We start from the raw sequence: 26,959 nt of genomic DNA, 5'->3' as shown, positions 1-26,959 counted from the left end.
GAGGCACTGGGGCGCTGCGCGCTCGGCGTGGGCCGCCTCCTGCGGTACCGCCCAGGCCCGTGAGGCACTGGGGGAGGCGCGACTGCCCGCGGCGGGGCGGCGGGGGTGGGTGGTCAGACGGCTCGCGGCAGCGCCGCGTGGCGGTCGAGGAAGGCGGAGACACCGGCCGCCCGGCGATGCGGGAGGAGCACCCGGGACGTCCCCGCCAGCATCGTCCGCACGCGCGAGGACTGCACCTCGGCCAGCAGGTCCAGCACCCGCATCCCCGCCGCCGCCGCCTCGTCCGGGAGGCCGCCGCGCGCCAGGTCGTCGGCCAGCTCCGCCGTGTACAGGGCGATGTTCCGGGTGAAGTGCGGATCCTGGAGTTCCGCCGCCCGGCGCGCGTGCCGGGCCGCCCGCGGCCAGTCGCCCAGCGTCGACCAGCACTGGGCCTCGAGACCCTCCAGCTCCGCCTCCCCGTAGAAGCTCATCCACTCCGGGTCCGCCTCCGCGGAGCCGCGCTCGAAGTAGGCACCCGCCCTGACCAGCGCCTGCTCGCACCCCGAGCGGTCGGCGAGCCCCGCCCAGCCGCCCGCCTCGCGCAGCGCCAGCAGCGACATCAGCCGGGGCGAGCCCAGCGACCGTGCCGCCCGCTGCGCCGCCTGCGCCGCCCGCACCGCCTCCCGGGGCCGGCCCGCGTCCCGCGCGAGGAACGCCGTGTTGCAGAAGGCGTGCGCCTCCAGCCCCGGATCGCCGGTCACCCGCGCGGTCGCCAGCGCCTCCGCGTAGTGCGAGCGGGCGTCGTCGAAGCGGCCCGAGTCGTGCGCCAGCCAGCCCACCGAGATGGCCAGTTCACCGGCGCCCGAGTACAGCCGGTCCGCCGTCCGCTGCCGGGTCATCCCCGCGTCCAGCAGCGCGTACGCGGCACGCAGGGGTGCCACCGCGCGGCGGTAGAGCCCGTCCGCCCCGTGCCGGTCGTCCAGCAGCCGGATGTGGCGGACGGCGTCCTCCAGCGCGCCCGCGTCGCTCGCCCCCGCGCGGCGCACGGCGCGCTGCGCCGCCGAGGCGTCGGAGGCGAACCCGTAAGGGCTCAGCGAGGCGGCGGCCACCGTGGCGCCACCGCCGGTCATGAATGCGCGACGCAGCACGTCGCTCTCCTCGTGGTCGTGCGGGTCGTACGTGTCGTACCGGTCCTGCGTCTCATACGGCTCGTACGCCCCGCTGTTCTCACCCGTGGCGTTCGCCGGTCTTCCGGTGCGGGCCGCCGGGACGTCCCCGGCGGCCCGGGCCCGGCGGCCGCGGACCGACGAGCGGGGCGCGAAGCCCAGGTCGGTCAGCGTGCGGCCGGGAAACATGTGCAGGAACACCCGCTCGTAGGCGTAGTTGGGGCAGCGGATCTCGCCCGCCTCGACCCTGTGCACGTACCGCGCGTCGCAGGCGACCCGCTCGCCGATCTCGCGGGCGGCCCGCCGCACCGCCGCGGCGAACTCGGCCGGCGAACGCGCACCGCGCAGTCGCCGGAAGACGAGGTTCGGCCGCGGCGGCCGATCGGGTGTGGACGAGGGCACCGTTGACGACGCCATGGCCGGGTCCTCTCTGCGAACCGTCGAACCATGCCGGAATCGGGCGAGTTGTCCGAGTGCCGCCCTGCTTCCGGCGGGCTTGAACGTACCTGCTGTGACGAAGCCGCCACGCGGAGTTTGGCTACAAAACGGATATGTCCTCCGCGATCCGCCATGAACTGCCATCCTTTGCGGCGCACTTTCGCGGTACCTGTTGACGTCCGGCTCGTTGGGCTCTGTGGACCGGGAGCCCCCGACTCCCGACCGCTTGTCCAAGCCAGGGATATGTGTGGTGGAGGCCGGGATGATGACGACCATCCGAAGTGACGATCCTTTAGAACCACTCGAACCACTCGCACCGCTCACGCCGCTGAGCGCGGGCTGCGACGTGGTCACGGTGCCGGCCCGGCAGGGCCTGGAGGCGGTCGACATCCTCCGGCGCGGAGCCGGCGACGCGATGGGACCGGTGCTGCACGACGACGGCGGTGCCACCCTCGGATTCCTGGTGCCGCCAGGGACGGCCGCCGCGTGGGACGTGCCGGGCAGCGTCTGCACGGAGACCGAGGGCCGCGGACTGCGGCTGACCCCCGAGCCGCCGGTGGAGGGTTCGGACTGGCTGCTGCCACCCGGTGAAGCGGACCTGGCGACGGACCCCGCCGTGCTGCGCGAGGCCCTGGGTGAGGCGCAGCGGCTGATCGAGGCCGCCGACGGCTGCTCCTGACCGCGTGCGGCAGCCGGGGCGGGCACCCTCCCGCCCCCGCCGGCCGCGGGCGCCTGGGACAATGAGGCCATGGGCAGGGCGAGGAGCGGTGGACGCGGGCAGGCCGGCGGTGCGCAGGCCGTCACCGAGGACGTCGACGGCGGAGTCGCCCGGCTCGTTCCCGACCGGGACCGGACACGGGCCTGGACGCTGCTGATCGACGGGGCCCCGCAGTCGCACGTCGACCTGGACGACCCGTCGCACCTCGCCTTCGATTACCAGCGCCGCTTCGGCCACGTCGTCGACCTGGCCGCCCCGCCCGGCAAGCCCCTGCACGCCGTCCACCTCGGCGGCGGCGCGTTCACCCTGGCCCGGTACGTCGCGGCCACCCGCCCCCGCTCCACCCAGCAGGTCGTCGAACGCGACGCGGCGCTGGTGCGCCTGGTCCGGCGTGAACTGCCGCTGGACGCCAGGGCCCGGATACGGGTGCGCGCGGCGGACGCCCGCGAAGGGCTCGCCAAGGTGCCGGACGGCTGGGCCGGGCTGGTCGTCGCCGACGTCTTCAGCGGGGCACGCACCCCCGCCCATCTGACCTCCACCGAGTTCCTCGACGACGTCCGCAGGGCCCTCGCCCCCGGCGGGGTCTACGCCGCCAACCTGGCCGACGGGCCGCCGCTCGCCCACCTGCGGGGCCAGATCGCCACCGCGGCGGCCCGGTTCGCCGAACTCGCGCTGATCGCGGACGCCGCCGTCCTGCGCGGCAAACGGTTCGGCAACGCCGTCCTGGTGGCCTCCGACGCCCCTCTCCCGCTCGCCGAACTGACCCGCCGGGCCGCCTCCGACCCCCACCCGGGCCGGGTCCAGCACGGCCGCGAACTGCTGGACTTCACCGGCGGGGCCGTCCCCGTGACCGACCTCGCGGCCGTCGCCTCACCGGCACCGCCCGCCTCCGTCTTCCGCTGACACCGCGAACGGACACGGGCGGTGACGGTGCCTCAGTACGTGCCGATCTCCACCCGCGGCGGGCCGTCGTGCCAGGTGCAGAACACCGTCACCCGGTCCGCTCCCGAGGAGAACTCCACCCGGATCCAGGTCTCCGTCTTCCACACCTGCATCGACCACCCGGCCCCCGGTGTCGCCGACACCAGCGACGCGGACGTCTCCCCCAGGTCGAAGACCGCCCGGCCGCCCTGGGTGTCATAGCCCCTGACCTCACCGGAGGCCGTCGCGGGGGGCGGGACGGGGGACTTGGGCGGCGTGACGGTCGTCGGAGGTGCGGGCCCGGGACGCCGGGAGGAGGGCGCGGCCGACGGCCCGCGGGACCGGCCGGCGTCCTCCCGGGCGTCCTTCGACGGCGGCGCGGACGGCCGCCGCGTCGACGACACCGCCCGCGGCGACGTCCCCCCGTCCGGACCGGCCGCCGCGACGGGCAGGGCACGGGGCGGGTCGTATGCGGTGCCCTCCATCACGGTGCTGACACCCCACCACGACAGCGTGACCGCCGCGCCCGTGGCGAGCAGCCAGGCCAGTACGTGTACGAGTCCTCTGCGCATCGTCGGCCCATACTGCCCCACGAGCCCCGCGGGTGTCGCGCCCCGGGAGGGCGCCCGCAGTCGTCCACAGGCCCCGACGGGGGCCGCCGGGCATGGCGTACGGTGCCGCCCATGGCAAGTGTTCTCGTGGTCGAGGACGACCCGTTCGTCCGCTCGGCGCTGATCCGTCAGCTGACCGATGCCTCGCACACCGTGCGCAGCGTGGGCACGGCACTGGAGGCGCTGCGCGAGGTCGCCCACTTCCGGTTCGACGTGGTGGTCCTGGACCTCGGGCTGCCCGACCTCGACGGCTCCGAGGCCCTGAAGATGCTGCGCGGCATCACCGACGTGCCCGTGATCGTCGCCACCGCCCGGGACGACGAGACCGAGGTCGTACGGCTGCTGAACGCCGGCGCGGACGACTACCTGACCAAGCCCTTCTCGGTGGAACACCTCTCGGCCCGTATGGCGGCCGTGCTGCGCCGCGCCCGCTCCGGCACGGGCGGGGACGCGCCCTCGCCGGTGCTCCGGGTCGGCGGACTGACCGTCGACCCGCTGCGCCGCCAGGCCGAACTGGACGGCGCACGACTCGACCTGACCCGCCGCGAGTTCGACCTGCTCGCCTTCCTCGCCGGCCGGCCCGGCGTGGTCGTCGCCCGCAGGGAACTGCTCGCGCAGGTGTGGCAGCAGTCCTACGGCGACGACCAGACCATCGACGTCCACCTGTCCTGGCTGCGCCGGAAACTGGGGGAGACCGCCGCCCGGCCCCGCTACCTGCACACCCTGCGCGGTGTCGGCGTGAAGCTGGAGCCGCCCGGAGCGGAGCCGGTGCGATGAGATGGGCCCTGGTCAAGGTGTCGCTCGCGGTGACGGTCATGGTCGTGGTCGCCTTCGCGGTGCCGCTCGGACTGGTCGTCCGGGAGATGGCCCGCGACCGCGCCTTCTCGGGCGCCGAGCGGGAGGCGGCGGCCGTCGCCCCGGCCCTGTCCATCACCACCGACCGCGACCAGCTCGAACGCGTCGTCGCCTCCACCGGCTCCGACACCGGCATGGCCGTGCACATCCCGGCCGGGGACGGCAGCGAGGCCCTCGAGATCGGGAAGCGGCGGGCCGCCCCCGGGGACATCGCGGCGGTGCGGGAACTGGGCCGCGCCTCCACCTCCACCGTGTCCGGCGGGTCCACCCTGCTCCAGCCGGTCGCGCTCAGCACCGGCGAGATCGCCGTGGTCGAGGTGTTCGTCCCCGAGTCCGAGGTCACCAACGGCGTCGGCACGGCGTGGGCGGTGCTCGCCGGGGTGGGCGTCGCACTGATCCTCGGCTCCGTCACGGTCGCCGACCGGCTCGGCGTACGGATGGTGCGGCCCGCGCAGCGGCTGGGGGAGGGAGCCCGTGAACTGGGAGAGGGGAGACTCGGCGCCCGGGTGCCGGAGGAAGGGCCGGCCGAACTGCGGCTCGCGGCGGCCGCGTTCAACTCCATGGCCGACCAGGTCGTCCAGCTCCTCGCCAACGAGAGGGAGCTGGCCGCGGACCTGTCACACCGGCTGCGCACCCCGCTGACCGTGCTGCGGCTCAACGCCGCCTCCCTCGGCGACGGTCCGGCCGCCGAGCAGACCCGGGCGGCCGTCGAACAGCTGGAGCGCGAGGTGGACACCATCATCCGCACCGCCCGCGAGGCCACACCGCAGGCCGCCGCGGCGGGTCCCGGCGCCGGCTGCGACGTGGCCGAAGTGGTGCGCGAGCGGATGGCGTTCTGGTCGGCGCTCGCCGAGGACGAGGGCCGCACATGGCGGGTGGCCGGGGCCGACCGGCCGGTGCGGATACCCGTGGCCCGCACCGATCTGGCCGCCGCCCTCGACGCGCTGCTCGGCAACGTCTTCCGGCACACCGCCGAGGGCACCGCCTTCGCGGTCGACGTGCACGACGCCGAGGACGCGGTGATCGTGCTCGTCTCCGACGCGGGCCCCGGCATACCCGACCCCGGGGCGGCGATGGCCCGCGGCCGGGGATCCGGCGGCGACGGCTCGACCGGGCTCGGCCTGGACATCGTGCGGCGGCTCGCCGAGGGCACCGGAGGGGACGTACGGATCGGCTCGTCGGTGCTCGGCGGGACCGAGGTGCGCGTGTGGATCCAGCTCGACGGACGCGAGCGGGCACCCCGGCGGCGCGGGCACCGGGGAACCGTACGCCGACGCGGAACGGGCCGCCTGAGCGCGTCCTTCAACCGCGCCCGATCCCTCCCCTGAGCCCGCCCTGAGATCACCGGCCGCCTCCCGGATCGGGAGGTTCGCCCGGTTCCGCGTCGCCGGCGTCCTGCCGCACCTCCGCGAGCGCGGGGAAGCGGGTGCCCCGGCCGGCCGGTCCCCCACCCGGCCGGGGCGCCCGCGCGTCCGGTGGCAGCCGGACACGCGAACGGGGCGCGGCACTCCCCTAGTGCACCGCGCCCCGCCCCCCCGCACCCCCGCTTCCCGGGCCCGGAGCAGGTCAGGTACTCCGGGCCCGGAGCACGTCAGAAGCCCTCGGGCTCCGGAAGCTCTCCCGTCTTCGCCGCCCGCGCGTACCACAGGGCGCTGGACTTCGGCGTGCGCTGCTGCGTCACGTAGTCGACGTACACCGCGCCGAAGCGCTTGTCGTAGCCGTACGCCCACTCGAAGTTGTCCAGCAGCGACCACAGGTAGTAGCCGCGCACCTCCGCGCCGTCGGAGATGGCCCGGCGCACCGCCGTCAGGTGGCCGTGCAGGTAGGCCACGCGCTCGGGGTCGTGCACCGAGCCGTCGGCGTCCGGCTTGTCGTCGTAGGCCGCGCCGTTCTCGGTGATGTAGATCGGCAGCCCGGGAGCCTCGCGGTGGTAGCGCATGATCAGCTCGTGCAGGCCGGTCGGGTCGACGGACCAGCCCATCTCGGTCTGCTCGCCCGGCGACTGGTGGAAGGCGACGTCGTCCGCGGCGGGCCACGGCGAGTGCTCGCTCGTCCCGTGCCCGTCGGCCCGCGGGCCCTTGTCGTCCGGGTCCGCCGCCGACACCAGGGTGGGCGTGTAGTAGTTGAGGCCGATCGCGTCCAGCGGCTGGTGGATCAGGTCCAGGTCGCCGTCCTCGATGAAGGACCAGTCGGTGAGCGAGGAGGTCGCCTCCAGCAGGGTCTCCGGGTAGGAGCCGTGCAGGATCGGGCCGTGGAAGATGCCGCCGGACAGGTCGTCGATCTTGCGCGCCGCCGCCCGGTCCGCCGGGTCGCTCGGCGAAAGGGGCCGCACGACCGAGGTGTTGAGGCTGAGCGAGATCTGGTTGCGGGCCGGCATCACCGAGCGCAGCGCCTTGGTGCCCAGGCCGTGTGCCAGGTTCAGGTGGTGGGCGGCCCTCAGCGCGGCCACCGGGTCGGTGCGGCCGGGCGCGTGCACACCGGAGGCGTAGCCCAGGAAGGCGCTGCACCACGGCTCGTTCAGCGTGATCCAGTTCTCCACGCGGTCGCCGAGCGCCTCGCCCACGATCTGCGCGTACTCCGCGAAACGGTAGGCGGTGTCGCGCTCGGGCCAGCCGCCCGCGTCCTCCAGCTCCTGCGGCAGGTCCCAGTGGTAGAGGGTGACGGCCGGCTTGATGCCCTTGTCCAGCAGCTCGTCGACCAGCTTGCGGTAGAAGTCCAGACCGCGCTGCACGGCCGGGCCGCGCCCGGTCGGCTGCACCCGGGACCAGGACACGGAGAAGCGGTAGGCGCCCAGGTTCAGGTCAGCCATCAGGGCCACGTCGTCGCGGTAGCGGTGGTAGTGGTCGACAGCGATGTCACCGGTGTCGCCGCCGATGGTCTTGCCCGGGGTGTGGCTGAAGGTGTCCCAGATGGAAGGCGTACGCCCGTCCTCCCGCACCGCTCCCTCGATCTGGTACGCGGACGTCGCGGCGCCCCAGAGGAAGGCGGGCGGAAAGGTCACCGGGGTCGCCGGCGTTGCGGAGTCAGACATGGAAGCGCTCCCATAGGAGGTCGTGGAAGACCGACGAGTACGGAAAGACAGAGGGGGAGAGGGGGAGGGGGAGAGGGGGAGAGTGGGGCCGAGGCGGCGGTGACCCGGCCCCCAGGGGTCGGACGCGGGCGTCAGCCCTTGACGGCACCCTGCATGATGCCGCCGACGATCTGCTTGCCGAAGATCGCGAAGACCAGCAGCAGGGGCAGCGTACCCAGCAGCGCACCCGCCATGATCAGGGACTGGTCCGGGGTGTAGCCGCGGCCCAGGCCCGCGACCGCGACCTGCACGGTCGGACTGCCGGTCTGGGTCAGCACCAGGAACGGCCACAGGAAGTCGTTCCAGGCCTGCACGAACATCAGCATGCCGAGCACCGCCATGGCCGGCCGCGCGGCCGGGAACACCACGTGCCAGATCACGCGCCAGCTGCCCGCGCCGTCCACCCTGGCCGCCTCGATGACCTCGTCCGGCAGCGCCTGGAGCAGGTACTGCCGCATGAAGAACACGCCGAACGCGCTCACCAGCGACGGGAAGATGACCGCCTGCAGCTGGTCGGTCCAGTCGAGCTTGGCGACCATCATGTACAGCGGGATGATGCTGAGTTGCGGCGGGATCATCATCGTGCCGATGACGATCAGCATCAGGGCGTTGCGGCCCTTGAAGCGCAGCTTGGCGAAGGCGAACCCGGCGACCGTCGACAGCACGACGATGGTCACCGCGGAGGTGCCCGCCACGATCGTGGTGTTGAGGAACGCCTCACCGAGGTTGGCCTCGGTCCAGGCGATCTCCAGGTTCTTGAACAGGTTCGAGCCGAACCAGAACGGCGGCGGCGTCTGCGCCAGGCGCTGGTTGTCCCGGGACGCGGCGATCGCCGTCCAGACCAGCGGGAACAGCGACACGAGCGTGAACACGATCAGGATCGCGTACGCGATCGGACCGCCGTGCAGCGTGCCGCCCGCCCGCGCGGACTTGGGCAGACGCGAGCGCTTCTGCTTCTGCTTGTGGACGGGTGTTGTCTCGGGGGGCGTCACAGTCGTCGTCACGGCCACAACTCCTTAACTGCTGGCGCGCAGCCGGCGCGAGATGACGTGGTTGATGATGCCGATGACGATCAGGATCGCGAACATCGTCCAGGCGATCGCCGAGGCACGGCCCAGGTGCTGGTTCACCCAGCCCTGCTCGTACAGGTAGAGGCCGAGCGTCTGGAACTGGTGCTCCGCGCCGCCCGAGGCGCCCTTGTTGGGGTCGAACAGCAGCGGTTCGCCGAAGACCTGGCTGGCGCCGATCGTCGAGACGACCACGGTGAACAGGATCGTCGGGCGCAGCGACGGCAGCGTCACGTGGAGGAACTGCTTCCAGCGGCTGGCACCGTCCAGCGCCGCCGACTCGTACAGGTCCTGCGGGATCGCCTGCATCGCGGCCAGGTAGATCAGCGCGTTGTAGCCGGTCCAGCGCCAGATGATGATGGTCGACACGGCTATCTGGCCGGGCCACTTGTCGTCCTGCCAGGCGATCGGGTCGATCCCGACCGCGTCCAGCGCCCAGTTGATCATGCCGTAGTCACGCCCGTAGAGCAGCACGAACACCAGGGTGGCGGCGGCGATCGAGGTGGCGTACGGGGCGAGCATCGCGACCCGGTAGAAGGTCGAGGCGCGCAGCTTGTAGTTGAGGATGTGCGCGATGCCCATCGCGATCATCAGCTGCGGCACGGTCGAGATGATGCCGATGGTCAGTGTGTTCTGCGCCGCGTTCCAGAAGAAGTCGTCGTCGAAGATCCGGGTGTAGTTCTTCAGCCCGACCCAGTTCATGTCGGTCGGGGCGGTCAGTTCCACCTGGTGCAGCGAGGCCCAGCCGGTCCAGATCAGCGGGAACAGGCCGAAGGCGGCGAACAGCAGGAAGAACGGCGAGACGAAGGCGTACGGGCTCCAGCGCGCGTCACGCTGCCAGCGGCGGGACAGCTTGGCCCGGCGCTTGGCTTCCTTGTCCGTGGAGGAGCCGCCCTGCGGACGGCCCGGGGCCGCGCCCCCCTTGACGGGGGACGCGGCGGTGTCGGAGCGGGTGGCCATGCGGGTCACTTGTCCAGGTTGTTGTCGATGGTCTTGGTGGCCGTCTCCCAGGCCTCCTTGGCGGACTTGCCCTTCGTCACCAGGATGACGCCGTTGTCCGTCAGGCCCTGCTGGATGATCTGGTCCTTCGGGCCGATGACCTGGACCGGGATCTGCTGGGCGGCCTCGGAGAAGATCGTGCCGATCGGGGCGTCACCGGTCATGTCGTTCTTCGCACCGGTCACCTCCGGGCTGTCGAACGCGGCCTGGGCGCTGGGGAAGCTGCCCTGCACCTTGAACAGCTTCGCCTGCTGCTCGGGCGCGGTCAGCCAGGCCACCAGCTTCTTGGCCTCGTCGACGTTCTTGCCGTTCTTCGGCACGCTCAGGAAGGAGCCGCCCCAGTTGCCGGACTTGGGGGCCACGGCCACGTCCCACTTGCCGGCGGCGTCGGGCTGCGACTTGCCCTTGATGTAGCCGAGCATCCACGGCGGGCAGGCCATCGCGGCGAACTTGTTGTTGGCGATCGTCTGGTCCCAGGCCGGCTGGAACTGCGTCTGGGCGCCGACCAGGCCCTTCTCGGCGGCCTCGGCGGTCAGGTCGAAGGCGTTCTTGACGGCCGGGTTGGTCTTGTAGATGACCTCGCCGGAGGCGTCGTAGAACTTCTCCTCCTCACTGCTGAGGATCGCGTTGATCAGACCGCCGGGGGAGTCGAGGAAGGTGGTGCCCTTGGGGCCCTTCTTCTTGTAGTCCTCGCCGACCTGGACGAACTTCTTCCAGTCGCCGGCCCACAGCTTCGCGACCTCCGTGCGGTCGCTGGGCAGTCCGGCCTTCTCGAAGAGGTCCTTGCGGTAGCAGATCGCCATCGGGCCGACGTCGGTGCCCAGGGCGACGGTCTGGCCGTCCTTGGTGGTGGCCTGCTCCCACTTCCACTCCAGCCAGTTCTCCTTCTTCACCCCCGGGGCCTTGGAGAGGTCCTCGAGCTTGGCCGCCTGGGTGCCCACGATCTCGGCGATGTTGCCGACTTCGACGGCCTGGACGTCCTGGAGGCCGCTGTTGGTGGTCAGGTGGTTCAGGAGCGCCGGGTAGTAGTTCTCGTTGCGCTCGACGACGTTCTCGGCGATCTTGATGTCGGGGTTGAGCTTCTCGTACTCGGCGTAGAGGCCGGCTTCCTTGAAGCCCATGGTCCCGAAGAGGCCCAGGGTGATCGTGGTCTTCCCCTCGCCGCCGCCCGACGAGGAATCGGAGTCGTCTCCGCCGTCGTCGGCACAGCCGGCCAGCAGCCCGGTGCCCAGCGAGACAACGGCCGCGATGGCCAGTGCCTTGCGGGCGATGGGCTTCCCCCCGCCCGACCGCTGACGGGAGAGGGGGAGGGTACGTGCTCGCATTGCGTCCTCCTGTTGCCCTGACGTGCCGACCCCCCGGCCAACGGCTCTGTTGGACCCTTGTTGAACGCATTGCGGCTCGGGCGGGGAACGTGCGGGTTGTGTATGTGTCAGGTACCGTGGGAGCGCTCCCACAAGTGATGTGTTGAAGAGTCGCGGGTCCGGGCGGGGGTGTCAAGGGAACAGACGCGGCAAAGTGCGTTCAGTTATCTGCCCGTTAACTTGACGCCGGGGGACCGTCCGCGGAACGGCTCGGTCCGCACAGTGTCCTCGACGCGGCCGTCACCGCCACTGCCGGGGCTGTTAGATTCCAGGCCGGTGGGACGGACGAAGGAAGGCGGGGCCGATGGCAAGCCACGGAGCGCGGGGCCGGAGCGGCGGCCGGCCCACCCTCGAAGAGGTGGCCGCGCGCGCCGGGGTCGGTCGGGGCACGGTGTCCCGGGTGATCAACGGCTCGCCCCGGGTGAGCGACGCCACGCGCGCGGTCGTGGAGGCGGCGGTCGCCGAGCTCGGTTACGTCCCGAACACGGCGGCCCGCGCGCTGGCGGCGAACCGTACCGACGCGATCGCCCTGGTGGTGCCCGAGCCGGAGACCCGGTTCTTCGCCGAGCCGTACTTCTCCGACATCCTCCGCGGTGTCGGCGCCGCGCTGGCCGACACCGAGATGCAGCTGCTGCTGATCTTCGCCGGCAGTGACCGGGAGCGGCAGCGGCTCGCCCAGTACCTGGCCGCGCACCGGGTGGACGGGGTGCTGCTGGTCTCGGTGCACGCCGACGACCCGCTGCCCGACATGCTGTCCCAGCTGGAGATCCCCGCGGTGATCAGCGGCCCCCGCTCGGCGGCGGAGACGCTCGCCTCGGTGGACTCCGACAACTACGGCGGCGCCCGTCAGGCCGTCGAGCACCTCATCGGCCGGGGCCGGCGCACCATCGCCCACATCACCGGCCGCCTCGACGTGTACGGCGCCCAGCGGCGTATCGACGGGTACCGCGACGCCCTGCGCGACGCGGGCCACGAGGTGGACGACCTGCTGATCGAGCCGGGGGACTTCTCCGAGGAGGGCGGCCGGCGTGCGATGGCGGCCCTGCTGGAGCGCCGCCCCGACCTGGACGCCGTCTTCGCCGCCTCGGACGTCACCGCGGCCGGTGCCCGGCAGGCGCTGCGCGAGGCGGGCCGCCGTATCCCCGACGACGTGGCGCTGGTCGGGTACGACGACTCCGCGATCGCCCGTCACATGGACCCGCCGCTGACGAGCGTGCGCCAGCCGATACAGGAGATGGGCCGCGCGATGATCGACCTGCTGCTCACCGAGGTCGCCGACCGCCGCCCGTCCGTGTCGCGGGGCCTGGAGCGCCGCCAGATGGTGCTGGCCACGGAACTGGTGGACCGCGCCTCGTCGTGAGGGTGCGCGCGGGGCGCAGGCCCCGCGCGCCGCGCACGGCCCCGGAGACGAGTTCAGCCGGTGATCCCTGTACGGAATCACCGGCTGACTGGTGAGGGTGAGTGACGGGACTTGAACCCGCGACATCCTGGACCACAACCAGGTGCTCTACCAGCTGAGCTACACCCACCATGGCCTTGTCGGTCGAGGTCAGTGACTTCTCCGACCGGCCGAGAAAAAGTGTACAGGGTCCGAAGGGGTGCTCGCGCACACCTTTCGGCGGGGGCCTCCCGGGACCCCCCGGTGCCCTACTGAGCAGGCAGGACGTGCTTGGCGGCGATCTTCTTCGCGGTGTCCGAGTCGGGTCCCGGCTGCGGTACGAAGACGGCCTCGCGGTAGTAGCGCAGTTCCGCGATGGACTCGCGGATGTCGGCGAGCGCGCGGTGGTTGCCGTTCTTCTCGGGGCTGTTGAAGTACGCCCTCGGGTACCAGCGGCGGGCCAGCTCCTTGATGCTGGAGACGTCCACGATGCGGTAGTGCAGGTAGTCCTCCAGGGTCGGCATGTCCCGCAGCAGGAAACCGCGGTCGGTGCCGACGGAGTTGCCGCACAGGGGCGCCTTGCCGGGCTCCTTGACGTGCTCCCGCACATAGGCGAGGACCCGCTGCTCGGCGTCCTCCAGCGTCGTGCCGCCCTCCAGTTCGGCGAGCAGACCGGACGCGGTGTGCATCTCCCGCACCACCTCCGGCATCGTCTCCAGGGCCCGCTCCGGCGGGCGGATGACGATGTCCACGCCCTCGCCGAGCACGTTCAGCTCGGAGTCGGTGACGAGGGCGGCCACTTCGATGAGCGCGTCGTCCGACAGCGAGAGGCCGGTCATCTCGCAGTCGATCCACACCATGCGATCGTTCATGTGTCTCACCATACGGGGCGCGGTGCGGCCCGGGACCCGGTGGTGAAGCGCCTGCCCGTGGGGGCGGGACGGGCCGGAGGCCACCGGTGGCCTCCGGCCCGTCCGCCGCCGGTCGTCAGCTCACGGCGCGCTGCGCTGGCCCGGGAAGGCGGGGGCCGTCAGGGACGCACCCACGCCGACCGCCGCCGGGCGACGGGACTGGTGCGGCAGCGGACTGTCCTGGTGCGGTGCCGGCGGCACCGCACTCCCGGCGTGTCCCGGCTGGCCGGAGGGGACGGGCCCCTGGCCGTGCGCGGCGGCCTCGCTGTCGTGGTTCCGTTCGGCCTGGGGGCGCCGCGCCCGGTAGGCGGCCCGGTAGGCGGCCGGGGACGAGCCCAGCTGGCGCCGGAAGTGGCCGCGCAGGGCCACCGGCGAGCGGAAACCGCAGCGGCCGGCCACCTCGTCCACCGAGTAGTCCGACGTCTCCAGCAGCCGCTGCGCCTGGAGCACCCGCTGGGTGATCAGCCACTGCAGCGGAGCGCTGCCGGTCAGCGAGCGGAAACGGCGGTCGAACGTACGGCGGCTCATGTACGCGCGTGCCGCCAGCGTCTCCACGTCGAACTGCTCGTGGAGGTGCTCCAGCGCCCAGGCGACGACCTCGGCGAGCGGGTCGGCGCCGATCTCCTCCGGTAAAGACCGGTCGAGGTAGCGCTCCTGGCCGCCGCTGCGGCGCGGGGGGACCACCAGGCGCCGGGCGAGGGCGCCGGCCGCCTCGTTGCCGTGGTCCGTGCGCACGATGTGCAGGCACAGGTCGATGCCGGCCGCGGTGCCCGCCGACGTCAGCACGTCGCCGTCGTCCACGAAGAGTTCCCGCGGATCGACGTGCACCGACGGGTAGCGTTTCGCCAGCGTCGGCGCGTACATCCAGTGGGTGGTGGCCGGGCGGCCGTCCAGCAGGCCCGCCGCCGCGAGGACGAAGGCGCCGGTGCACAGCCCGACGATGCGGGCGCCCTCCTCGTGGGCCCGGCGCAGCGCGTCGAGCGCGTCCTGCGGTGGGGGCGAGGTGATGGAACGCCAGGCCGGCACCACGACGGTGCCCGCCCGGGATATCGCCTCCAGGCCATGTGGCGCGGTGAGTTCCAGGCCCCCTGTGGTCCGCAGCGGGCCGTCCTCGCCTCCGCACACCAGGAGGCGGTACCGCGGTACGCCGGCGTCCTGGCGGTCAACCCCGAACACCGACAGCGGTATGGAACTCTCGAAGATGGGGCCGCCGCTGAACAGCAGCACCGCGACGATCTCCTTGCGGCGTCGCCCGGACAGTTTCCGGGCCGCGGCTTCCGGCGCGGCGGTGGCGTCGTGGCTCATTACTGCTAAGCCCCCCTCGGTGGTCGCGGCTCCTCGGTTGTGTCGCTCCTGCACGTTTCCCCTCGGTCCTGCACGAGTCCCCCGCCGTACGACAGTCAAGATCGAATCTACTGCGTCCAGTTGCGCCCGGGTGGCCGGTTCGCCACCCGGCAGATTGTCGACTTGGCAACTTGGCGTGAAGCATTCGATCACGAAGGGTTGCACTCGCGGAGCGTGCAGGGAAGTGCGCCTCGTCGCGGTGGCCAATCCCCGTAGGGCGCGCGCGGCTCGTGGGAGCCCTTTCACGCAGGTCGGACGGGGGATGGGGGGTGGGCAGGACAGGGGGCGTACCCCGTCCGGAAGTTGGCTGAAAAGATGCGGTCGCGGGCGCGGAAACCGGTCAGCCGACCGGTGTGTCCGCGCCATGCCCCGCCCGGCCCGCCCGGGACCCGGCACGGGCGCGGCGCCGCCCGCCCCGGCTCCCCGGCCGGCCGCGGCGCGGCGATCCGCCGGGAGCGGCGCATCAGCAGCCCGCAGGCGCCCGTGACGGCCGCCAGGCCGAACGCCACACCGGCCGCCTCCGCCGGGGAGGAGCCGCACCACAGCAGGACCACCGGCACGAGCAGGCAGCTGAACGCCGCCCGGCGCACCACGTCCCCCGCGGGGTCCCGGGCGGGCGGCGCCGCACGGTCCCGGGCGGGGCTGGGACCGGCTCCGGACATGAGGTGCTCCCTGTGTGTGGCTCACGGGGTCAACGCGTGGCCCGCCCCCCGGTCACCGCGGGACGGGCCGGACGGCCCCGCGGGCTGCGGGGCGCCGGCCCGGAAGCCCCCCACTCTCCCTGCCCGGTGAGGCCCGCGCAAACCAGCTGTACAGGGCAGCAACCATTGCGTGACCCACGCCCCCTCGTGCATGCTCCGGGGAACCCGCCTGCCGGTATGCGCGGGGTCTGGGCCAAGGAGGCGTGCCGCCGTACCCTTGGGGGTATGGGGTCGGGAAGACCATTCCCGGACACAGCTCCGCCGCACACTGTCGTCCCCCAGAAGGATCACCACTCCGAGACAGCCATGGCCGGTCACGAATTCTTCGAACCCGCGGACCGCAAGCGGCCGGTCGCCGACCCCACGGCGGCCGAACCCCTGGCGGCGGAGGACTCACGTCATCCCTGCGACCCGGCGTTCCGGCACGGGGTCGTCGTCGGCTTCGACGGGTCCACCTCAAGCGAACGGGCCCTCGCGTACGCCATCGGCATGGCGCGGCGCTCCGGCTCGGGCCTGATCATCGTCCACGTCGCCAACCGGCTGCCCACGACGGTCTGGGCGGGCTGTGAGCCCCCGGTCTTCGTGGACGTCCCGGACCACCGCACGGAGGTGCTCGGGCTGGAGCTCGCCTGTGCGGACTATCTGAGCGAGGTCCCGTGGATCCTGGTCGAGCGTGGCGGGGACATCTGCCACGAACTCGAAGAGGTGGGGCGGGAGTACGAAGCCGACGCGATCGTCGTGGGCTCCACCCACGGGCTCGTGGGGCGGCTCTTCGGCTCCGTCGCCGGGAGGCTGGCGAAGCGGGCGCAGCGGCCGGTCGTGGTCATTCCGTGAGCTGATGGGTGCGGGCCCCCCGTGTCGACCGGCGACACGGGGGGCCCGTTCCGGTGGCACGGCCCGTGCGGGTGGGTGGGGGCTTGTCGCGCAGTTCCCCGCGCCCCCGAGGTGTGTCCGCCGCCCGGTGTTCACCGGGCGGCGGAGCCGCATGCCGGTACGGCGCGGTGTCCGCGGAGGAGCCGCTCCGCCCCGTGCCGGAGCGGAGCAGCGTGGGTCCCCGGGGGCTACTCCACCGTCACCGACTTGGCGAGGTTGCGGGGCTTGTCGATGTCCCTGCCGAGGGCCAGCGCCGTGTGGTAGGCGAGGAGTTGGAGGGGGATGCCCATCAGGATGGGGTCGAGCTCGTCCTCGTTCTTGGGGACGAGGAGCGTGTGGTCGGCCTTCTCCTGGTGCTGGTGGGCGACGGCGAGGATCTGGCCGCTGCGGGCCTTGATCTCCTCCAGGGCCGCGCGGTTCTTCTCCAGCAGGTCGTCGTCCGGGACGATGGCGACCGTGGGCAGGGCCGGCTCGATCAGGGCCAGCGGGCCGTGCTTGAGCTCGGAGGCGGGGTAGGCCTCGGCGTGGATGTAGGAGACCTCCTTGAGCTTCAGGGAGGCCTCGCGCGCCACCGGGTAACCCCGGACGCGGCCGATGAAGAGCATCGAGCGGGCGTCGGCGTACTGCTGGGCCAGCTTCTTGATCTCCTCCTCCTGCTCCATGATCTCGGCGATCTGACCCGGGAGGCGGCGCAGGCCCTCGATGATCCGCTTGCCGTCGCTGACCGACAGGTCGCGGGTGCGGCCCAGGTGCAGGGCGAGCAGGGCGAAGGCGACCGTGGTGTTGGTGAAGCACTTGGTGGACACCACGCACACCTCGGGACCGGCGTGCACGTAGACGCCGCCGTCCGCCTCGCGGGCGATGGCGGAGCCGACCACGTTGACCACGCCCAGCACCCGCGCGCCCTTGCGCTTCAGCTCCTGCACGGCCGCCAGCACGTCGTACGTCTCACCGGACTGCGAGACCGCGACGTAGAGGGTGTCGGGGTCGACGACCGCGTTGCGGTAGCGGAACTCCGAGGCCGGTTCGGCGTCGGCGGGGATGCGCGCCAGCTCCTCGATCATCTGCGCGCCGATCATGCCGGCGTGGTACGAGGTGCCGCAGCCGAGGATCTTCACGCGGCGGATCCGGCGCGCCTCGCGGGCGTCCAGGTTGAGGCCGCCGAGGTGCACGGTGGAGAAGCGGTCGTCGATCCGGCCGCGCAGCACGCGGTCCACGGCCTCGGCCTGCTCGTGGATCTCCTTGTGCATGTAGGTGTCGTGGCCGCCCATGTCGTACGAGGCCGCCTCCCACTCCACGGTGGTCGGCTCGGCGGTCGTACGGGTGCCCTCGGTGGTGTAGGTGCGGAAGTCGTCCGCCTTGAGGGTGGCCATCTCGCCGTCGTCCAGCGTGACTATCTGCCGGGTGTGGGCGACCAGCGCGGCGATGTCGGAGGCGACGAACATCTCCTTCTCGCCGATGCCGAGGACGACCGGCGAGCCGTTGCGGGCCACGACGATGCGGTCGGGGAAGTCGGCGTGCAGCACGGCGATGCCGTAGGTGCCCTCGATGAGGCGCACGGTCTCGCGGACCTTGTCCTCGAGCTTCTCCGCCTGCGAACGGGCGATGAGGTGGGTGAGGACCTCGGTGTCCGTCTCGGAGAGGAACTCGACGCCGTCCGCCTCCAGCTTGCGGCGCAGGTCGCCGGCGTTGTCGATGATGCCGTTGTGGACGACGGCGACCTTGCCGCCGGCGTCCAGGTGCGGGTGGGCGTTCACGTCGGAGGGGGCGCCGTGGGTGGCCCAGCGGGTGTGGGCGATGCCGGTCGTGCCCTTGAAGCGCGCGGGGACCTTGGCCTCCAGGTCGCGCACCCGGCCCTTGGCCTTGACCATCTTCAGGCCGGCCGTCTTCGGGGACGTGACGGCGATGCCCGCCGAGTCGTAGCCGCGGTACTCCAGGCGCTGCAGGCCCTCGAGCAGCAGGGGCGCGACCTCACGCCTGCCGATGTATCCGACGATTCCGCACATGTGGGTATGTTCCTAGCCGTAGACGATGCGGCGCAGCTGCCGGAGCGAGAGCTCGGGCGGCGCCACCGCTCGGTATCTGAGGTCCGCCTCGATCCGTTCGAAGATCGTCGCGTTCACCAGGCCCTGGGCCTGGAGCTCGCGGTGGCGGCGACGGACGTATTCCTCGGTCGTCTCGTCGAAGTAGGCGAGCACGTCCTGGATCACCCGCAGCGCCTCGCCCCGGCTGAGGGGCGTGGAGCGCGCCAGATGATCGACAAGTTCCTCGTGCACCCGATGATTTTGAGGTTCCGGAGGCCGATGCGCAAGAATCGTGCCCGATATCGGGCAGGCCGGGGCGGTCGGGTGCTACAGGCGCTTGAGGATCGCCTGTTTGGCGAGGGTGAACTCCTCGTCCGTGAGGACCCCCGACCGGTGCAGTTCACCCAGCTCCCGCAGCCGCCGCAGCAGCGCGTCGTGGTCGTCCCCCGCGGGGCGGGGGGCCGGCTGCCGACCGGCCTCCGGTTCCGGTTCGCCGGCGGGGCCGGCCGGGTGCGGCAGGCGGGCCTGGACGGCGGCGGCGACCAGCGCCATCAGCGGGTCCTTCTTGAAGCCCCACAGCTCCACCGAGTGGGGGTCGTACTTGGCCGGGGCCTTGGTCGGGGCGTGCCGCACATGGAAGCGCAGGTGCCCGTTCTCCAGTCCGGCCGCGGGCTGCCACTCCACGGCGGTCAGGTCCGTCACCGCCAGGGTGCGGCTGCCGGCGGCGGCCTTGGCGTCCTCCGTCTTCCAGTTCCACTCCAGCCGGACCCGCTCGCCGTCGAAGCTCACCGTGCCGTCCCCGGCGGAGACGGACAGCGGCACGGACGGGCCGGGCAGCAGGTACTCGGCGACCGGGTCGGAGGGGACCTGGTCCAGCAGCAGGGCGGTGCGGACCTCCTCCGTGAAGTACTCGGCCACGCCGTACCGGTCGGAGTCGACGATCAGCTGGTAGGGATCGTGCGGCTCGGTGAGCCGGCCGCCCGTCGCCTGCAGCAGCGGGTCGGCGCCGTCGCGCAGCCGCAGCCTGAGCCGCCCCGCCTTCTTGCCCTGTTCGAACGATATCCCCGATAACGCGGCGAGGGGCAGCACCAGTTCACCCAGGGTCCTGCGCAGCAGGCCGACGTTCTTGTCCCGGCCGGGAGTCAGCCGCAGTGCCTCCCCGTCGAAGGTCCACGTACCGTCCTTCTGGATGATTTCCGCCATGGGGTGATTGTTCCACCGGACCGCGGGGCTTTGGGGTGCGCACAGCGGCGGGCACCCCGGAGGACCGTACTCCGGGGTGCCCGCGCGTTCGTGGGTCAGAACCGGGCGAGGGGGTTCTTCAGGGTGCCGATCAGCTGGAGGGCGCCGGAGGGGTCCGCCAGGTCGACCATCTGCCTGTTGTCGCGCAGCTGGAGGCGGTTCAGGCAGGACAGGGCGAACTCCGGCGCGAACATGTCGTACCGGGCGAACTTGTCGGCCAGTCCGGGCACCGACGCCTGGTACTCGCGGGTGACCTCCGCGACCGTGCGCCAGAAGCCGTCCTCGTCCAGGACGCCCTCCTCGGCCAGGTTCGCGGCCAGGAAGCGGAAGAAGCAGTCGAAGACGTCCGTGAAGACCGACAGCAGCTTCGTGTCGTCCGGCACCTCCACCCGGATGCGGGCGACCTCCGGCGGCAGCACCGCGTCGGGGTCCATCACCGCGATCTCCTCGGCGATGTCCTTGTAGATCGCGCGCCGCACCACGCCGTCCGCCAGCACGAGGATCACGTTCTCGCCGTGCGGCATGTACACCAGGTCGTAGGCGTAGAAGCTGTGCAGCAGCGGCACGTAGTACGCGCGCAGGTAGTGGCGCAGCCACTCGGCCGGGGCGAGTCCGGAGCGGGCGATCAGCGCCGCCGCGACGGAGGTGCCCTCGTGGTCGACGTGGACCAGTGAGGCCATGGTGGCCAGGGACTCGCCGTCCTCCAGGGACGGCACCGGGCTCTCCCGCCACAGCGCGGCCAGCATCTTGCGGTACGGCGAGTAGCGGTCCGTGGCCTGCTCGTACTCCAGGTGCCGGTAGCCCACGGCGGCCCGCTCGCGGATGATCGACAGACCCGTGGCCCGCAGCACCGGGTCGCTCTCGACGAGCTGTGCCAGCCAGTCGTTGATCGCCGGGGTCGCCTCCATGTAGGCGGCGGACAGGCCCCTCATGAAGCCCATGTTGAGGACGGACAGGGCCGTCTTCACGTAGTGCTTCCCGGGGTGCGACCGGTTGAAGAAGGTGCGGATGGACTGCTGGGCCAGGTACTCGTCGTCGCCCTCGCCCAGGCAGACCAGGTGCCGGCGGGCGACCTCGGCGGCGAAGGTGACGGACAGCTTGTTCCACCACTGCCAGGGGTGGACGGGGATGAGGAGGTAGTCGGCGGGGTCGAGGTCCTGCGCACGCAGGATCGCGTGGAACCCCTCGACGGTCTCCTCGCCCAGTTCCTGCCGCACGAACGACTCGTACTCGATGCCCACGCCCGCCGTGAACGCGGCCCGCGAGCGGTGGGCGGCCAGCCACACCAGCTTCACCGGGGTCGCCGTCTCCGGCGCGTACGCGTGGTACTCGTGGACGCCGAAGCCGAGCCGCCCGTTGTTGGCGACGAAGCAGGGGTGGCCCTCGGTCATGCCGGTCTCGACGGCCTGGAAGCCCGCGTCGATCAGCTCACCGGCCGGCACCTGCGGCTTGGTGAGCTTGTAGCAGGTGCCGGAGAGGGTGGAGGAGATCTCCTCCAGGTAGACCGGCAGGATCTCGTCGCTCAGGCCCAGGGACTTCCGCAGCTCGACGAAGAAGTCCAGGGCGGCGAGGTCGAGTTCGGCGTCGTCGCGGTGGCGGGTGATCGAGTCGGCGTCGACCGCCCAGTGGTCCAGGGCGCGCCGCGTGGCCGTGAAGGTGTACCGGGTCCGGCCGTCGTCGCTGTGGACGGCGTACCGGCCGTCGCCGGCGGCCTGCGGCGTGATGAGCCGCTCGTGGGCGAACTCGGCGAGTGCCTTGCGGATCAGCAGGCGGTTGGCCCGCGCCCAGCGGTGGGGGGACAGGTGCGCCACGGCGTCGGACGGGGTCATGCGGATGCTCCTCGGGTGGCCTCGAACTGTTCGCGCGTGCAGAAGCTCAGCAGCGCGCGCTTCTCCGGCTTGTCGATCTCCCGTTCGGGGACGAAGCCCACGGCCTCGTTGAGCGCGTGCACGGCCTTGTTGCCGACGTCCGGTTCGACCACGACCCGCCGGGTGGCGGGGTCGGCGAACAGCTCCTCCATCACGGCCGTGATGACGGCCCGGGTGAAGCCGTGGACGGGGCGGTCGGTGGGGGCGACCAGGAAGTGCATGCCGACATCGCCGGGCTCGGGGTCGTACAGGCCGGCGAGTTCGACGTACCGGGGGTCGTACGTCTCCATCAGGAACGCGGGTGCGCCGTCGTGCAGGCCGATGAAGGCGTGGTGGTGCTCCTCGGCGGCGATGCGCAGGTACTCGCGCTCCACGTCCTGGAGCGTCGCGTCCTGCATCATCCAGTACGCCGCCTTGGGGTCGGTGACCCAGCGGTGCAGCAGCCCGGCGTCCTTCGGCGGGTCCAGGGGGCGGACGGTGAACGTACCGATGCTCATACGGAGAACTCCTGGAACGCGATGCTCTTCTCGACCGGGTAGTACTCGGTGCCCAGCAGCTCACGGATGATGGAGGTGTTGCGGTACGGGCCCATGCCCAGGTCGGGGCTGGTGACGCTGTGGGTGTGGACGCCCGCGTTCTGCAGGAAGACGCCCCGGCCGGTGACGTCGATGGCGTAGTTGCGGGCGACGTCGAAGCGGCCGTGGCCGTCGAAGCGGATCCGGTCGCGGACCGGGTCGAGGAACGCCGGCGGCTCGTAGTGGTAGCCGGTGGCCAGGACCAGGCCCTCGGTGCGGATCTCGAAGTCCTTGTCCTGCTCGTCCTGGTGGAAGCCGAGCGTGTAGGCACCGTCCTCGTACCGGGCCGTGTTCAGGGACGAGTTGGTGAGCAGCCTGGTGGGGACCGGCCGGTCGCCGCTCTCGACGTCCTTCTGGTACAGCAGGTCGAAGATCGCGTCGATCAGTTCCGAGTTGATGCCCTTGAACAGGCCCTTCTGCTGCTTCTCCAGCCGGTAGCGGGTCTGCTCGGGCAGGGCACGGAAGTAGTCGATGTAGTCCGGGGACGTCATCTCCAGGGTCAGCTTGGTGTACTCCAGCGGGAAGAACCGCGGGGAGCGGGTGACCCAGTTGAGCTGGTAGCCGTGGACGTCGATCTCGGAGAGCAGCTCGTAGTAGATCTCGGCGGCGCTCTGCCCGCTGCCGACGACCGTGACCGACTTCTTCTTCTGCAGCTCCGCCTTGCGGTGCATGTACTGCGCGGTGTGGAAGAGGTCGCCGTCCAGTCCGCGGCAGGGCTCGGGGAGATACGGCACGGTGCCGGTGCCGAGCACCAGGTGCCGGGCGCGGTACGTCCGCCCGGCCGCCGTCGCCACCGCGTACAGGCCGTCGGCCTCGTCGTACGTCACCTCGGTGACCGTCGTGCCGAAGCGGATGCTGCCGAGCTTGGCGGCGGCCCAGCGGCAGTAGTCGTCGTACTCCACCCGCAGCGGGTAGAAGTTCTCGCGTATGTAGAACGAGTACAGGCGGCCCTTCTCCTTCAGGTAGTTGAGGAAGGAGTAGGGGGACGTGGGGTCGGCGAGGGTGACCAGGTCCGACATGAACGGCGTCTGGAGGTGCGCGCCGTCGAGGAACATCCCGGCGTGCCAGGCGAAGTCCGGCTTGGACTCCAGGAAGACGCCGTTCAGTTCGGCGATCGGCTCGGTGAGGCAGGCGAGGCCGAGATTGAAGGGGCCCAGCCCGATGCCCACGAAGTCGTAGGTGGTGTCCGGGGCTTCAGCAAGCGCGGTCAAGGGACTCTCCCAGGTACTGCTCGGCGTGGCCGGCGATCAGGTCGAGGACGGCGGAGATGTCGGCCGTCGTGGTCTCGGGGTTCAGCAGGGTGAACTTCAGGTAGTGGCGTCCGGCCACCTTGGTGCCCGCGACGACCGCGTCACCGGAGGCGAACAGGGCCTTGCGGGCGTGGAGGTTGGCGCGGTCGATCTCGGCGGGGTCGGTGACGGCCGCCGGGACGTAGCGGAAGACGAGGGTGGAGAGGCGGGGCGCGACCACGACGTCGAAGCGCGGGTCGGCGGCGAGCAGCTTCCAGCCCTCCGCGGCCAGGTCGCACACCTCGTCGAAGAGGCGGCCGATGCCGTCGGCGCCCATCACGCGCAGGGTCATCCACAGTTTGAGGGCGTCGAAGCGGCGGGTGGTCTGCAGGGACTTGTCGACCTGGTTGGGGATGCGCTCGGCCACCGTGCGGCGCGGGTTGAGGTACTCGGCGTGGTAGGTGGCGTGTCGCAGCGTGGCGGTGTCGCGGACCAGTACGGCCGACGAACTGACCGGCTGGAAGAAGGACTTGTGGTAGTCGACGGTGACGGAGTCGGCGCGCTCGATGCCGTCGATGCGGTCGCGGTACCTCAGTGAGGCGAGCAGACCGCAGCCGTAGGCGGCGTCGACGTGCATCCAGGCGCCGTACCGCTCGCACAGTGCGGCGATCTCGGGCAGCGGGTCGATGGAGCCGAAGTCGGTGGTGCCGGCGGTGGCGACGACGGACATGGGGACCAGGCCCGCCTCGGTGCAGCGCTCCAGCTCGCGGGCGAGGGCGACGGTCTGCATCCGCTTGTCGTGGTCGACGGGGATCGACACCACGGCGTCGGGCCCGAGGCCGAGCAGTTTCGCGGACTTCTGCACGCTGAAGTGGCTCACCTCGGAGGCGAAGACGCGCAGTCTCGCCAGGTCGTCGGTCTTGGCCTCCTCACGGGCCAGCAGCAGCGCCTGGAGGTTGGACTGGCTGCCGCCGGAGGTGAACACGCCGTCGGCGGCGGAGCCGAGGCCGATGCGGCGGGTCGTCCAGTCGATGAGCTTGCGCTCGATGAGGGTGCCGCCGGCCGACTGGTCCCAGGTGTCCAGGGAGGAGTTGACGGCGGAGAGCACCGCCTCGCCGAGCAGGGCCGGGATGACGACCGGGCAGTTGAGGTGGGCGAGGTAGCGGGGGTGGTGGAAGTAGATCGCGTCCCGGAGGTAGACGTCCTCCAGTTCGTCCAGCACCGCGGTGGTGTCGTGCAGGGGCCGGTCGAGGTCGATCGCGTCGATGCGGGGGGCGAGGCCGTCGGCCGTGACGCCGGTGAACGGCCTCTCTGCGGTGGCGAGTTTGGCCGCCACCCGCTCGACTCCCTCGGTCACGGAGCGGCGGTAGTGCTCCGCGGTGGTGTCGTTGAGCAGGTGCGAGCGCATGTGGGGGTCCTCCGGTGGGACGGGCCGGTGCGGGGAGCGGGCCAGTGCGTGACTTAGGTTAGCCTAACCTGAGCCAAGTGAAGGTATTCCGCGTTCGACCGTGACCGTGGTCACTCGGTCACGGGGTTGACGTGACGCCAACTCCCTTACACGTCAACCCTGTTCGCGCAACTGCTCCTCCGTCAGACCGCGTCGCCAGTAGCCCACGAACGTCACGCGCCGGCGGTCGACACCCCGCTCACCGACGAAGTGGCGCCGCAGCTGCTTCACACAGCCGGACTCACCGGCGATCCAGACGTACGGCCGCTCGGCGTGCGGGAGTTCGGCGGCGCGCAGGACCTCCAGCGCCATCGGGGAGGCGTCCGCGCCCGCCGCCGCGGCGTCCCGGACGAACCAGGTGATCTCCGCGTCGGCGGCGGTCGGCAGGTCCTGCACGTCACCCGCGTGCGGCACCTCCAGCCACACCCGGGCCCGCAGACCGGCGGGGAGCGCCTCGAGGACGGCGGCGGTGGCGGGCAGGGCGGTCTCGTCGGCCCACAGGAGCACCAGGTCGGTGTCCTCGGGCGGACGGAAGCGGATCGCGCGGTTGTCGCCGATCGCGGGACCGAGCAGCAGGACCCGGTCACCGGCCGTCGCGCGGGAGGCCCAGCGGGAGGCCGGACCGGCCTCGGCGGACGTGCCGCCCTCCTCGGCGACACCGTGCAGCACGAAGTCGATGTCGACCTCGGTGGTGCACCCCAGGGCGTCGGCGCGCGACGCCCTCAGGGTGTACGAACGCATCACCGCCCGGACGTCGTCGGGCAGTTCACGCCAGCCCTGCCACCAGTCGTCACCGCGTTCGAGCGGCACGACCGGCTCGCTCTGCCCCGGGTGGGGCAGGAACAGCGACAGGGACTGGTCGTGCCCGTCGGAGTGGAAGTCGCGCAGTTCGGGGCCGGTGAAGGTGACCCGGACCAGGGACGGGCCGAGCCGCCTCGTCGCTGCGACCTGGAGGGAGAAGAAGCGGAACGGGGCGGCTACGGCAGTGGTCACGTATGGCTCCGGGGCAGGAGGGTTCTGTCGGGGAGGGTCAGCTGACCTTCTTGGCCTTCTCGATGGCCTCGGCGAGCGCCTCGACCGGCGCGACGCACTTGTCGTAGGACAGGATCGGCTCGGTGGACCGGGCGATGACCTGGCCGGCCTTGACCGCGGGCAGTTCCTTCCAGGTCGCCTCGGTGATGTCGGCGGGCTGGATGGCGGAGGTGCGGTCGTCCATCATGATGACGTCCGCCTTGTGCTTGTCGACGTTCTCCCAGCTGAGGCTCTCGAACCAGCCGCCGGTGGCCTTCTTGGCCTCCTCGGTCGGCTCGACGAAGTCCACGCCGAGGGCCTTGAAGTACTCCAGGTCGACGGAGAGGTTGGTGCCGGAGACGTAGAAGAGCTCGGGGCTCGCCGAGCCGACCAGCACCTTGATGCCGGGGTTGGCCTTGACGGCCTTGCGCAGCCGCTCCGAGGCCTCCTCGAAGCGCTTCTTGGCGTCGGTGACCTTGGCGGCCTTCATGTCGGCGCCGAGCGACTCCGCCAGTTCCCACATCCGCTGGAGCGGGCCGGTCAGCTGACGGTCGTAGACGGAGATACCGACGCTCGGGGCGAGCTTGGCGATCTTGTCCTTGGACGCCTCGGGGACGTACCAGAGGGTGCCGGCGTCGTCGAACATCGTGGAGATCAGGACGTCGGGCGCGAGCGTCGCGTACTTCTCGACGTTGAACTGGTCCCAGACGTTGCCGAGGATGGTCACCTTGCTGATGTCCATGTCGCCGGCCTGGACGTCGGCCTTGCCGTCCTTGGTCTCCGTCGGCCCGAAGACACCCTTGACCTGCACGCCGTAGTCGTACAGCGCGGCGGCGACACCGGTGAACGCGACGATGTTCGCGGGCTTCTTGTCCAGCTTCACCGTGGTGCCGCGGTCGTCCTTGAAGCTCCAGGGGCCGGACGCCGCTCCGTCCTTCGACCCCGAGTCGCCGCTTTTCGCGCTGTCGTCACCACAGGCCGCGAGCGCGGCGCCGAGTCCGAGGACGCCGCCGGCGGCGAGCAGTCCACGACGGGAGAGGCGGGCGGTTCTGGCGTTCGACATGGGTCGGTCTGCTTTCATGCGTGCGGAGCCGATGGGTGCGCGGTGACGGCTCCCTGGGCCGGAAACAGCCTTAGGTTAGCCTAACCTCATGATCTGTCCAGAGGG

The 26,959-nt window shown here is 71.6% G+C and carries 24 protein-coding genes and 1 tRNA gene; 6 read left to right on the top strand and 19 right to left on the bottom strand.

What is annotated here, in order from left to right; genetic code table 11:
• Positions 1 to 113: 113 nt before the first annotated feature.
• On the bottom strand, positions 114 to 1,562 hold the full coding sequence (locus ACZ6A9_RS21035; RefSeq protein ID WP_468987568.1) for a hypothetical protein: 1,449 nt from the start codon (positions 1,560 to 1,562) through the stop codon (positions 114 to 116).
• A gap of 286 nt (positions 1,563 to 1,848) precedes the next feature.
• Between ACZ6A9_RS21035 and ACZ6A9_RS21030 the strand changes: the two genes are divergently transcribed.
• Complete coding sequence (locus ACZ6A9_RS21030) at positions 1,849 to 2,262, top strand: hypothetical protein (RefSeq protein WP_468987567.1); 414 nt, start codon at positions 1,849 to 1,851, stop codon at positions 2,260 to 2,262.
• A 69-nt stretch (positions 2,263 to 2,331) separates the two neighbouring features.
• Positions 2,332 to 3,204, top strand: coding sequence for a spermidine synthase (locus ACZ6A9_RS21025; protein WP_468987565.1), 873 nt, complete (start codon positions 2,332 to 2,334; stop codon positions 3,202 to 3,204).
• 32 nt (positions 3,205 to 3,236) lie between these two features.
• Here ACZ6A9_RS21025 and ACZ6A9_RS21020 read toward each other — a convergent pair whose 3' ends face one another.
• Positions 3,237 to 3,794: a hypothetical protein gene (locus tag ACZ6A9_RS21020; RefSeq protein WP_468987564.1), complete on the bottom strand. Its 558-nt coding sequence runs from the start codon at positions 3,792 to 3,794 to the stop codon at positions 3,237 to 3,239.
• Positions 3,795 to 3,905: 111 nt separating this feature from the next.
• Here ACZ6A9_RS21020 and ACZ6A9_RS21015 point away from each other — a divergent pair, with 111 nt between their 5' ends.
• Together ACZ6A9_RS21015 and ACZ6A9_RS21010 are read left to right on the top strand one after the other, a co-directional pair.
• Positions 3,906 to 4,610: a response regulator transcription factor gene (locus tag ACZ6A9_RS21015; RefSeq protein WP_468987563.1), complete on the top strand. Its 705-nt coding sequence runs from the start codon at positions 3,906 to 3,908 to the stop codon at positions 4,608 to 4,610.
• The gene (locus ACZ6A9_RS21010) at positions 4,607 to 6,016 is read left to right on the top strand and encodes a sensor histidine kinase (RefSeq protein WP_468987562.1); all 1,410 of its coding nucleotides are present in this window, start codon (positions 4,607 to 4,609) and stop codon (positions 6,014 to 6,016) included. The genes ACZ6A9_RS21015 and ACZ6A9_RS21010 overlap by 4 nt, the downstream gene beginning before the upstream one ends.
• A gap of 263 nt (positions 6,017 to 6,279) precedes the next feature.
• Here the strand turns inward: ACZ6A9_RS21010 and ACZ6A9_RS21005 are convergent, their stop codons facing one another.
• From ACZ6A9_RS21005 to ACZ6A9_RS20990, 4 genes are all read right to left on the bottom strand, one after another.
• Positions 6,280 to 7,719 carry a GH1 family beta-glucosidase gene (locus ACZ6A9_RS21005; RefSeq protein ID WP_228966771.1) on the bottom strand — a complete coding sequence of 480 codons (1,440 nt, stop codon included), beginning with the start codon at positions 7,717 to 7,719 and terminating at the stop codon, positions 6,280 to 6,282.
• 131 nt (positions 7,720 to 7,850) lie between these two features.
• A complete protein-coding gene (locus tag ACZ6A9_RS21000; RefSeq protein ID WP_468987561.1) occupies positions 7,851 to 8,762 on the bottom strand; it encodes a carbohydrate ABC transporter permease in 912 nt (303 codons plus the stop codon).
• A 12-nt stretch (positions 8,763 to 8,774) separates the two neighbouring features.
• Positions 8,775 to 9,785, bottom strand: coding sequence for a carbohydrate ABC transporter permease (locus tag ACZ6A9_RS20995; RefSeq protein ID WP_468987817.1), 1,011 nt, complete (start codon positions 9,783 to 9,785; stop codon positions 8,775 to 8,777).
• A 5-nt stretch (positions 9,786 to 9,790) separates the two neighbouring features.
• A complete protein-coding gene (locus ACZ6A9_RS20990; protein ID WP_468987559.1) occupies positions 9,791 to 11,149 on the bottom strand; it encodes an ABC transporter substrate-binding protein in 1,359 nt (452 codons plus the stop codon).
• A 343-nt stretch (positions 11,150 to 11,492) separates the two neighbouring features.
• On the opposite strand from ACZ6A9_RS20990, the gene ACZ6A9_RS20985 reads away from it, so the two are divergent.
• Entirely contained in the window at positions 11,493 to 12,548 is a 1,056-nt protein-coding gene (locus ACZ6A9_RS20985) for a LacI family DNA-binding transcriptional regulator (RefSeq protein WP_468987556.1), read from the top strand.
• A 96-nt stretch (positions 12,549 to 12,644) separates the two neighbouring features.
• On the opposite strand, the gene ACZ6A9_RS20980 is transcribed toward ACZ6A9_RS20985, so the two are convergent.
• The 4 genes from ACZ6A9_RS20980 to ACZ6A9_RS20965 form a co-directional block, all read right to left on the bottom strand.
• Positions 12,645 to 12,717: transfer RNA gene (locus tag ACZ6A9_RS20980), tRNA-His, on the bottom strand.
• A gap of 118 nt (positions 12,718 to 12,835) precedes the next feature.
• Positions 12,836 to 13,438 (bottom strand): oligoribonuclease, encoded by a 603-nt coding sequence (gene orn, locus ACZ6A9_RS20975; RefSeq protein WP_468987554.1) that lies wholly within the window; start codon positions 13,436 to 13,438, stop codon positions 12,836 to 12,838.
• A gap of 120 nt (positions 13,439 to 13,558) precedes the next feature.
• Positions 13,559 to 14,782 carry a helix-turn-helix domain-containing protein gene (locus ACZ6A9_RS20970; RefSeq protein ID WP_468987553.1) on the bottom strand — a complete coding sequence of 408 codons (1,224 nt, stop codon included), beginning with the start codon at positions 14,780 to 14,782 and terminating at the stop codon, positions 13,559 to 13,561.
• 281 nt (positions 14,783 to 15,063) lie between these two features.
• Entirely contained in the window at positions 15,064 to 15,483 is a 420-nt protein-coding gene (locus tag ACZ6A9_RS20965; protein ID WP_468987552.1) for a hypothetical protein, read from the bottom strand.
• 345 nt (positions 15,484 to 15,828) lie between these two features.
• Between ACZ6A9_RS20965 and ACZ6A9_RS20960 the strand changes: the two genes are divergently transcribed.
• A complete protein-coding gene (locus tag ACZ6A9_RS20960) occupies positions 15,829 to 16,356 on the top strand; it encodes a universal stress protein (RefSeq protein ID WP_468987551.1) in 528 nt (175 codons plus the stop codon).
• A 227-nt stretch (positions 16,357 to 16,583) separates the two neighbouring features.
• On the opposite strand, the gene glmS is transcribed toward ACZ6A9_RS20960, so the two are convergent.
• From glmS to ACZ6A9_RS20915, 9 genes are all read right to left on the bottom strand, one after another.
• Positions 16,584 to 18,401, bottom strand: coding sequence for a glutamine--fructose-6-phosphate transaminase (isomerizing) (gene glmS, locus ACZ6A9_RS20955; protein WP_468987550.1), 1,818 nt, complete (start codon positions 18,399 to 18,401; stop codon positions 16,584 to 16,586).
• Between the two features lie 12 nt (positions 18,402 to 18,413).
• A complete protein-coding gene (locus tag ACZ6A9_RS20950; protein ID WP_189555975.1) occupies positions 18,414 to 18,671 on the bottom strand; it encodes a hypothetical protein in 258 nt (85 codons plus the stop codon).
• Positions 18,672 to 18,746: 75 nt separating this feature from the next.
• The gene (locus ACZ6A9_RS20945) at positions 18,747 to 19,622 is read right to left on the bottom strand and encodes a DUF4429 domain-containing protein (RefSeq protein ID WP_468987548.1); all 876 of its coding nucleotides are present in this window, start codon (positions 19,620 to 19,622) and stop codon (positions 18,747 to 18,749) included.
• A 95-nt stretch (positions 19,623 to 19,717) separates the two neighbouring features.
• A complete protein-coding gene (locus ACZ6A9_RS20940) occupies positions 19,718 to 21,490 on the bottom strand; it encodes an IucA/IucC family protein (protein ID WP_468987547.1) in 1,773 nt (590 codons plus the stop codon).
• A complete protein-coding gene (locus ACZ6A9_RS20935; RefSeq protein WP_468987546.1) occupies positions 21,487 to 22,026 on the bottom strand; it encodes a GNAT family N-acetyltransferase in 540 nt (179 codons plus the stop codon). Before ACZ6A9_RS20935 ends, ACZ6A9_RS20940 begins: the two co-directional genes overlap by 4 nt.
• Positions 22,023 to 23,315, bottom strand: coding sequence for a lysine N(6)-hydroxylase/L-ornithine N(5)-oxygenase family protein (locus ACZ6A9_RS20930; RefSeq protein ID WP_468987545.1), 1,293 nt, complete (start codon positions 23,313 to 23,315; stop codon positions 22,023 to 22,025). The genes ACZ6A9_RS20935 and ACZ6A9_RS20930 overlap by 4 nt, the downstream gene beginning before the upstream one ends.
• Positions 23,299 to 24,741, bottom strand: a complete 1,443-nt coding sequence (gene desA, locus ACZ6A9_RS20925; protein WP_468987544.1) for a lysine decarboxylase DesA — start codon at positions 24,739 to 24,741, stop codon at positions 23,299 to 23,301. Before desA ends, ACZ6A9_RS20930 begins: the two co-directional genes overlap by 17 nt.
• A gap of 153 nt (positions 24,742 to 24,894) precedes the next feature.
• Positions 24,895 to 25,773 (bottom strand): siderophore-interacting protein, encoded by an 879-nt coding sequence (locus ACZ6A9_RS20920; RefSeq protein WP_468987543.1) that lies wholly within the window; start codon positions 25,771 to 25,773, stop codon positions 24,895 to 24,897.
• 37 nt (positions 25,774 to 25,810) lie between these two features.
• The gene (locus tag ACZ6A9_RS20915) at positions 25,811 to 26,854 is read right to left on the bottom strand and encodes an ABC transporter substrate-binding protein (protein WP_468987541.1); all 1,044 of its coding nucleotides are present in this window, start codon (positions 26,852 to 26,854) and stop codon (positions 25,811 to 25,813) included.
• Positions 26,855 to 26,959 lie beyond the last annotated feature (105 nt).

It is taken from the genome of Streptomyces sp. NPDC041124, assembly GCF_055592385.1.
Note: the sequence above shows the minus strand (reverse complement) of the source record. Positions and strands in the feature narration are given on the sequence as shown.

Coding starts and splice junctions, on each gene's coding strand:
- ACZ6A9_RS21035 (WP_468987568.1), bottom strand. CDS start 1,562: ATGGCGTCGTCAACGGTGCCCTCGTCCACACCCGATCGGCCGCCGCGG.
- ACZ6A9_RS21030 (WP_468987567.1), top strand. CDS start 1,849: ATGACGACCATCCGAAGTGACGATCCTTTAGAACCACTCGAACCACTC.
- ACZ6A9_RS21025 (WP_468987565.1), top strand. CDS start 2,332: ATGGGCAGGGCGAGGAGCGGTGGACGCGGGCAGGCCGGCGGTGCGCAG.
- ACZ6A9_RS21020 (WP_468987564.1), bottom strand. CDS start 3,794: ATGCGCAGAGGACTCGTACACGTACTGGCCTGGCTGCTCGCCACGGGC.
- ACZ6A9_RS21015 (WP_468987563.1), top strand. CDS start 3,906: ATGGCAAGTGTTCTCGTGGTCGAGGACGACCCGTTCGTCCGCTCGGCG.
- ACZ6A9_RS21010 (WP_468987562.1), top strand. CDS start 4,607: ATGAGATGGGCCCTGGTCAAGGTGTCGCTCGCGGTGACGGTCATGGTC.
- ACZ6A9_RS21005 (WP_228966771.1), bottom strand. CDS start 7,719: ATGTCTGACTCCGCAACGCCGGCGACCCCGGTGACCTTTCCGCCCGCC.
- ACZ6A9_RS20995 (WP_468987817.1), bottom strand. CDS start 9,785: ATGGCCACCCGCTCCGACACCGCCGCGTCCCCCGTCAAGGGGGGCGCG.
- ACZ6A9_RS20990 (WP_468987559.1), bottom strand. CDS start 11,149: ATGCGAGCACGTACCCTCCCCCTCTCCCGTCAGCGGTCGGGCGGGGGG.
- ACZ6A9_RS20985 (WP_468987556.1), top strand. CDS start 11,493: ATGGCAAGCCACGGAGCGCGGGGCCGGAGCGGCGGCCGGCCCACCCTC.
- orn (WP_468987554.1), bottom strand. CDS start 13,438: ATGAACGATCGCATGGTGTGGATCGACTGCGAGATGACCGGCCTCTCG.
- ACZ6A9_RS20970 (WP_468987553.1), bottom strand. CDS start 14,782: ATGAGCCACGACGCCACCGCCGCGCCGGAAGCCGCGGCCCGGAAACTG.
- ACZ6A9_RS20965 (WP_468987552.1), bottom strand. CDS start 15,483: ATGTCCGGAGCCGGTCCCAGCCCCGCCCGGGACCGTGCGGCGCCGCCC.
- ACZ6A9_RS20960 (WP_468987551.1), top strand. CDS start 15,829: ATGGCCGGTCACGAATTCTTCGAACCCGCGGACCGCAAGCGGCCGGTC.
- glmS (WP_468987550.1), bottom strand. CDS start 18,401: ATGTGCGGAATCGTCGGATACATCGGCAGGCGTGAGGTCGCGCCCCTG.
- ACZ6A9_RS20945 (WP_468987548.1), bottom strand. CDS start 19,622: ATGGCGGAAATCATCCAGAAGGACGGTACGTGGACCTTCGACGGGGAG.
- ACZ6A9_RS20940 (WP_468987547.1), bottom strand. CDS start 21,490: ATGACCCCGTCCGACGCCGTGGCGCACCTGTCCCCCCACCGCTGGGCG.
- ACZ6A9_RS20935 (WP_468987546.1), bottom strand. CDS start 22,026: ATGAGCATCGGTACGTTCACCGTCCGCCCCCTGGACCCGCCGAAGGAC.
- desA (WP_468987544.1), bottom strand. CDS start 24,741: ATGCGCTCGCACCTGCTCAACGACACCACCGCGGAGCACTACCGCCGC.
- ACZ6A9_RS20915 (WP_468987541.1), bottom strand. CDS start 26,854: ATGTCGAACGCCAGAACCGCCCGCCTCTCCCGTCGTGGACTGCTCGCC.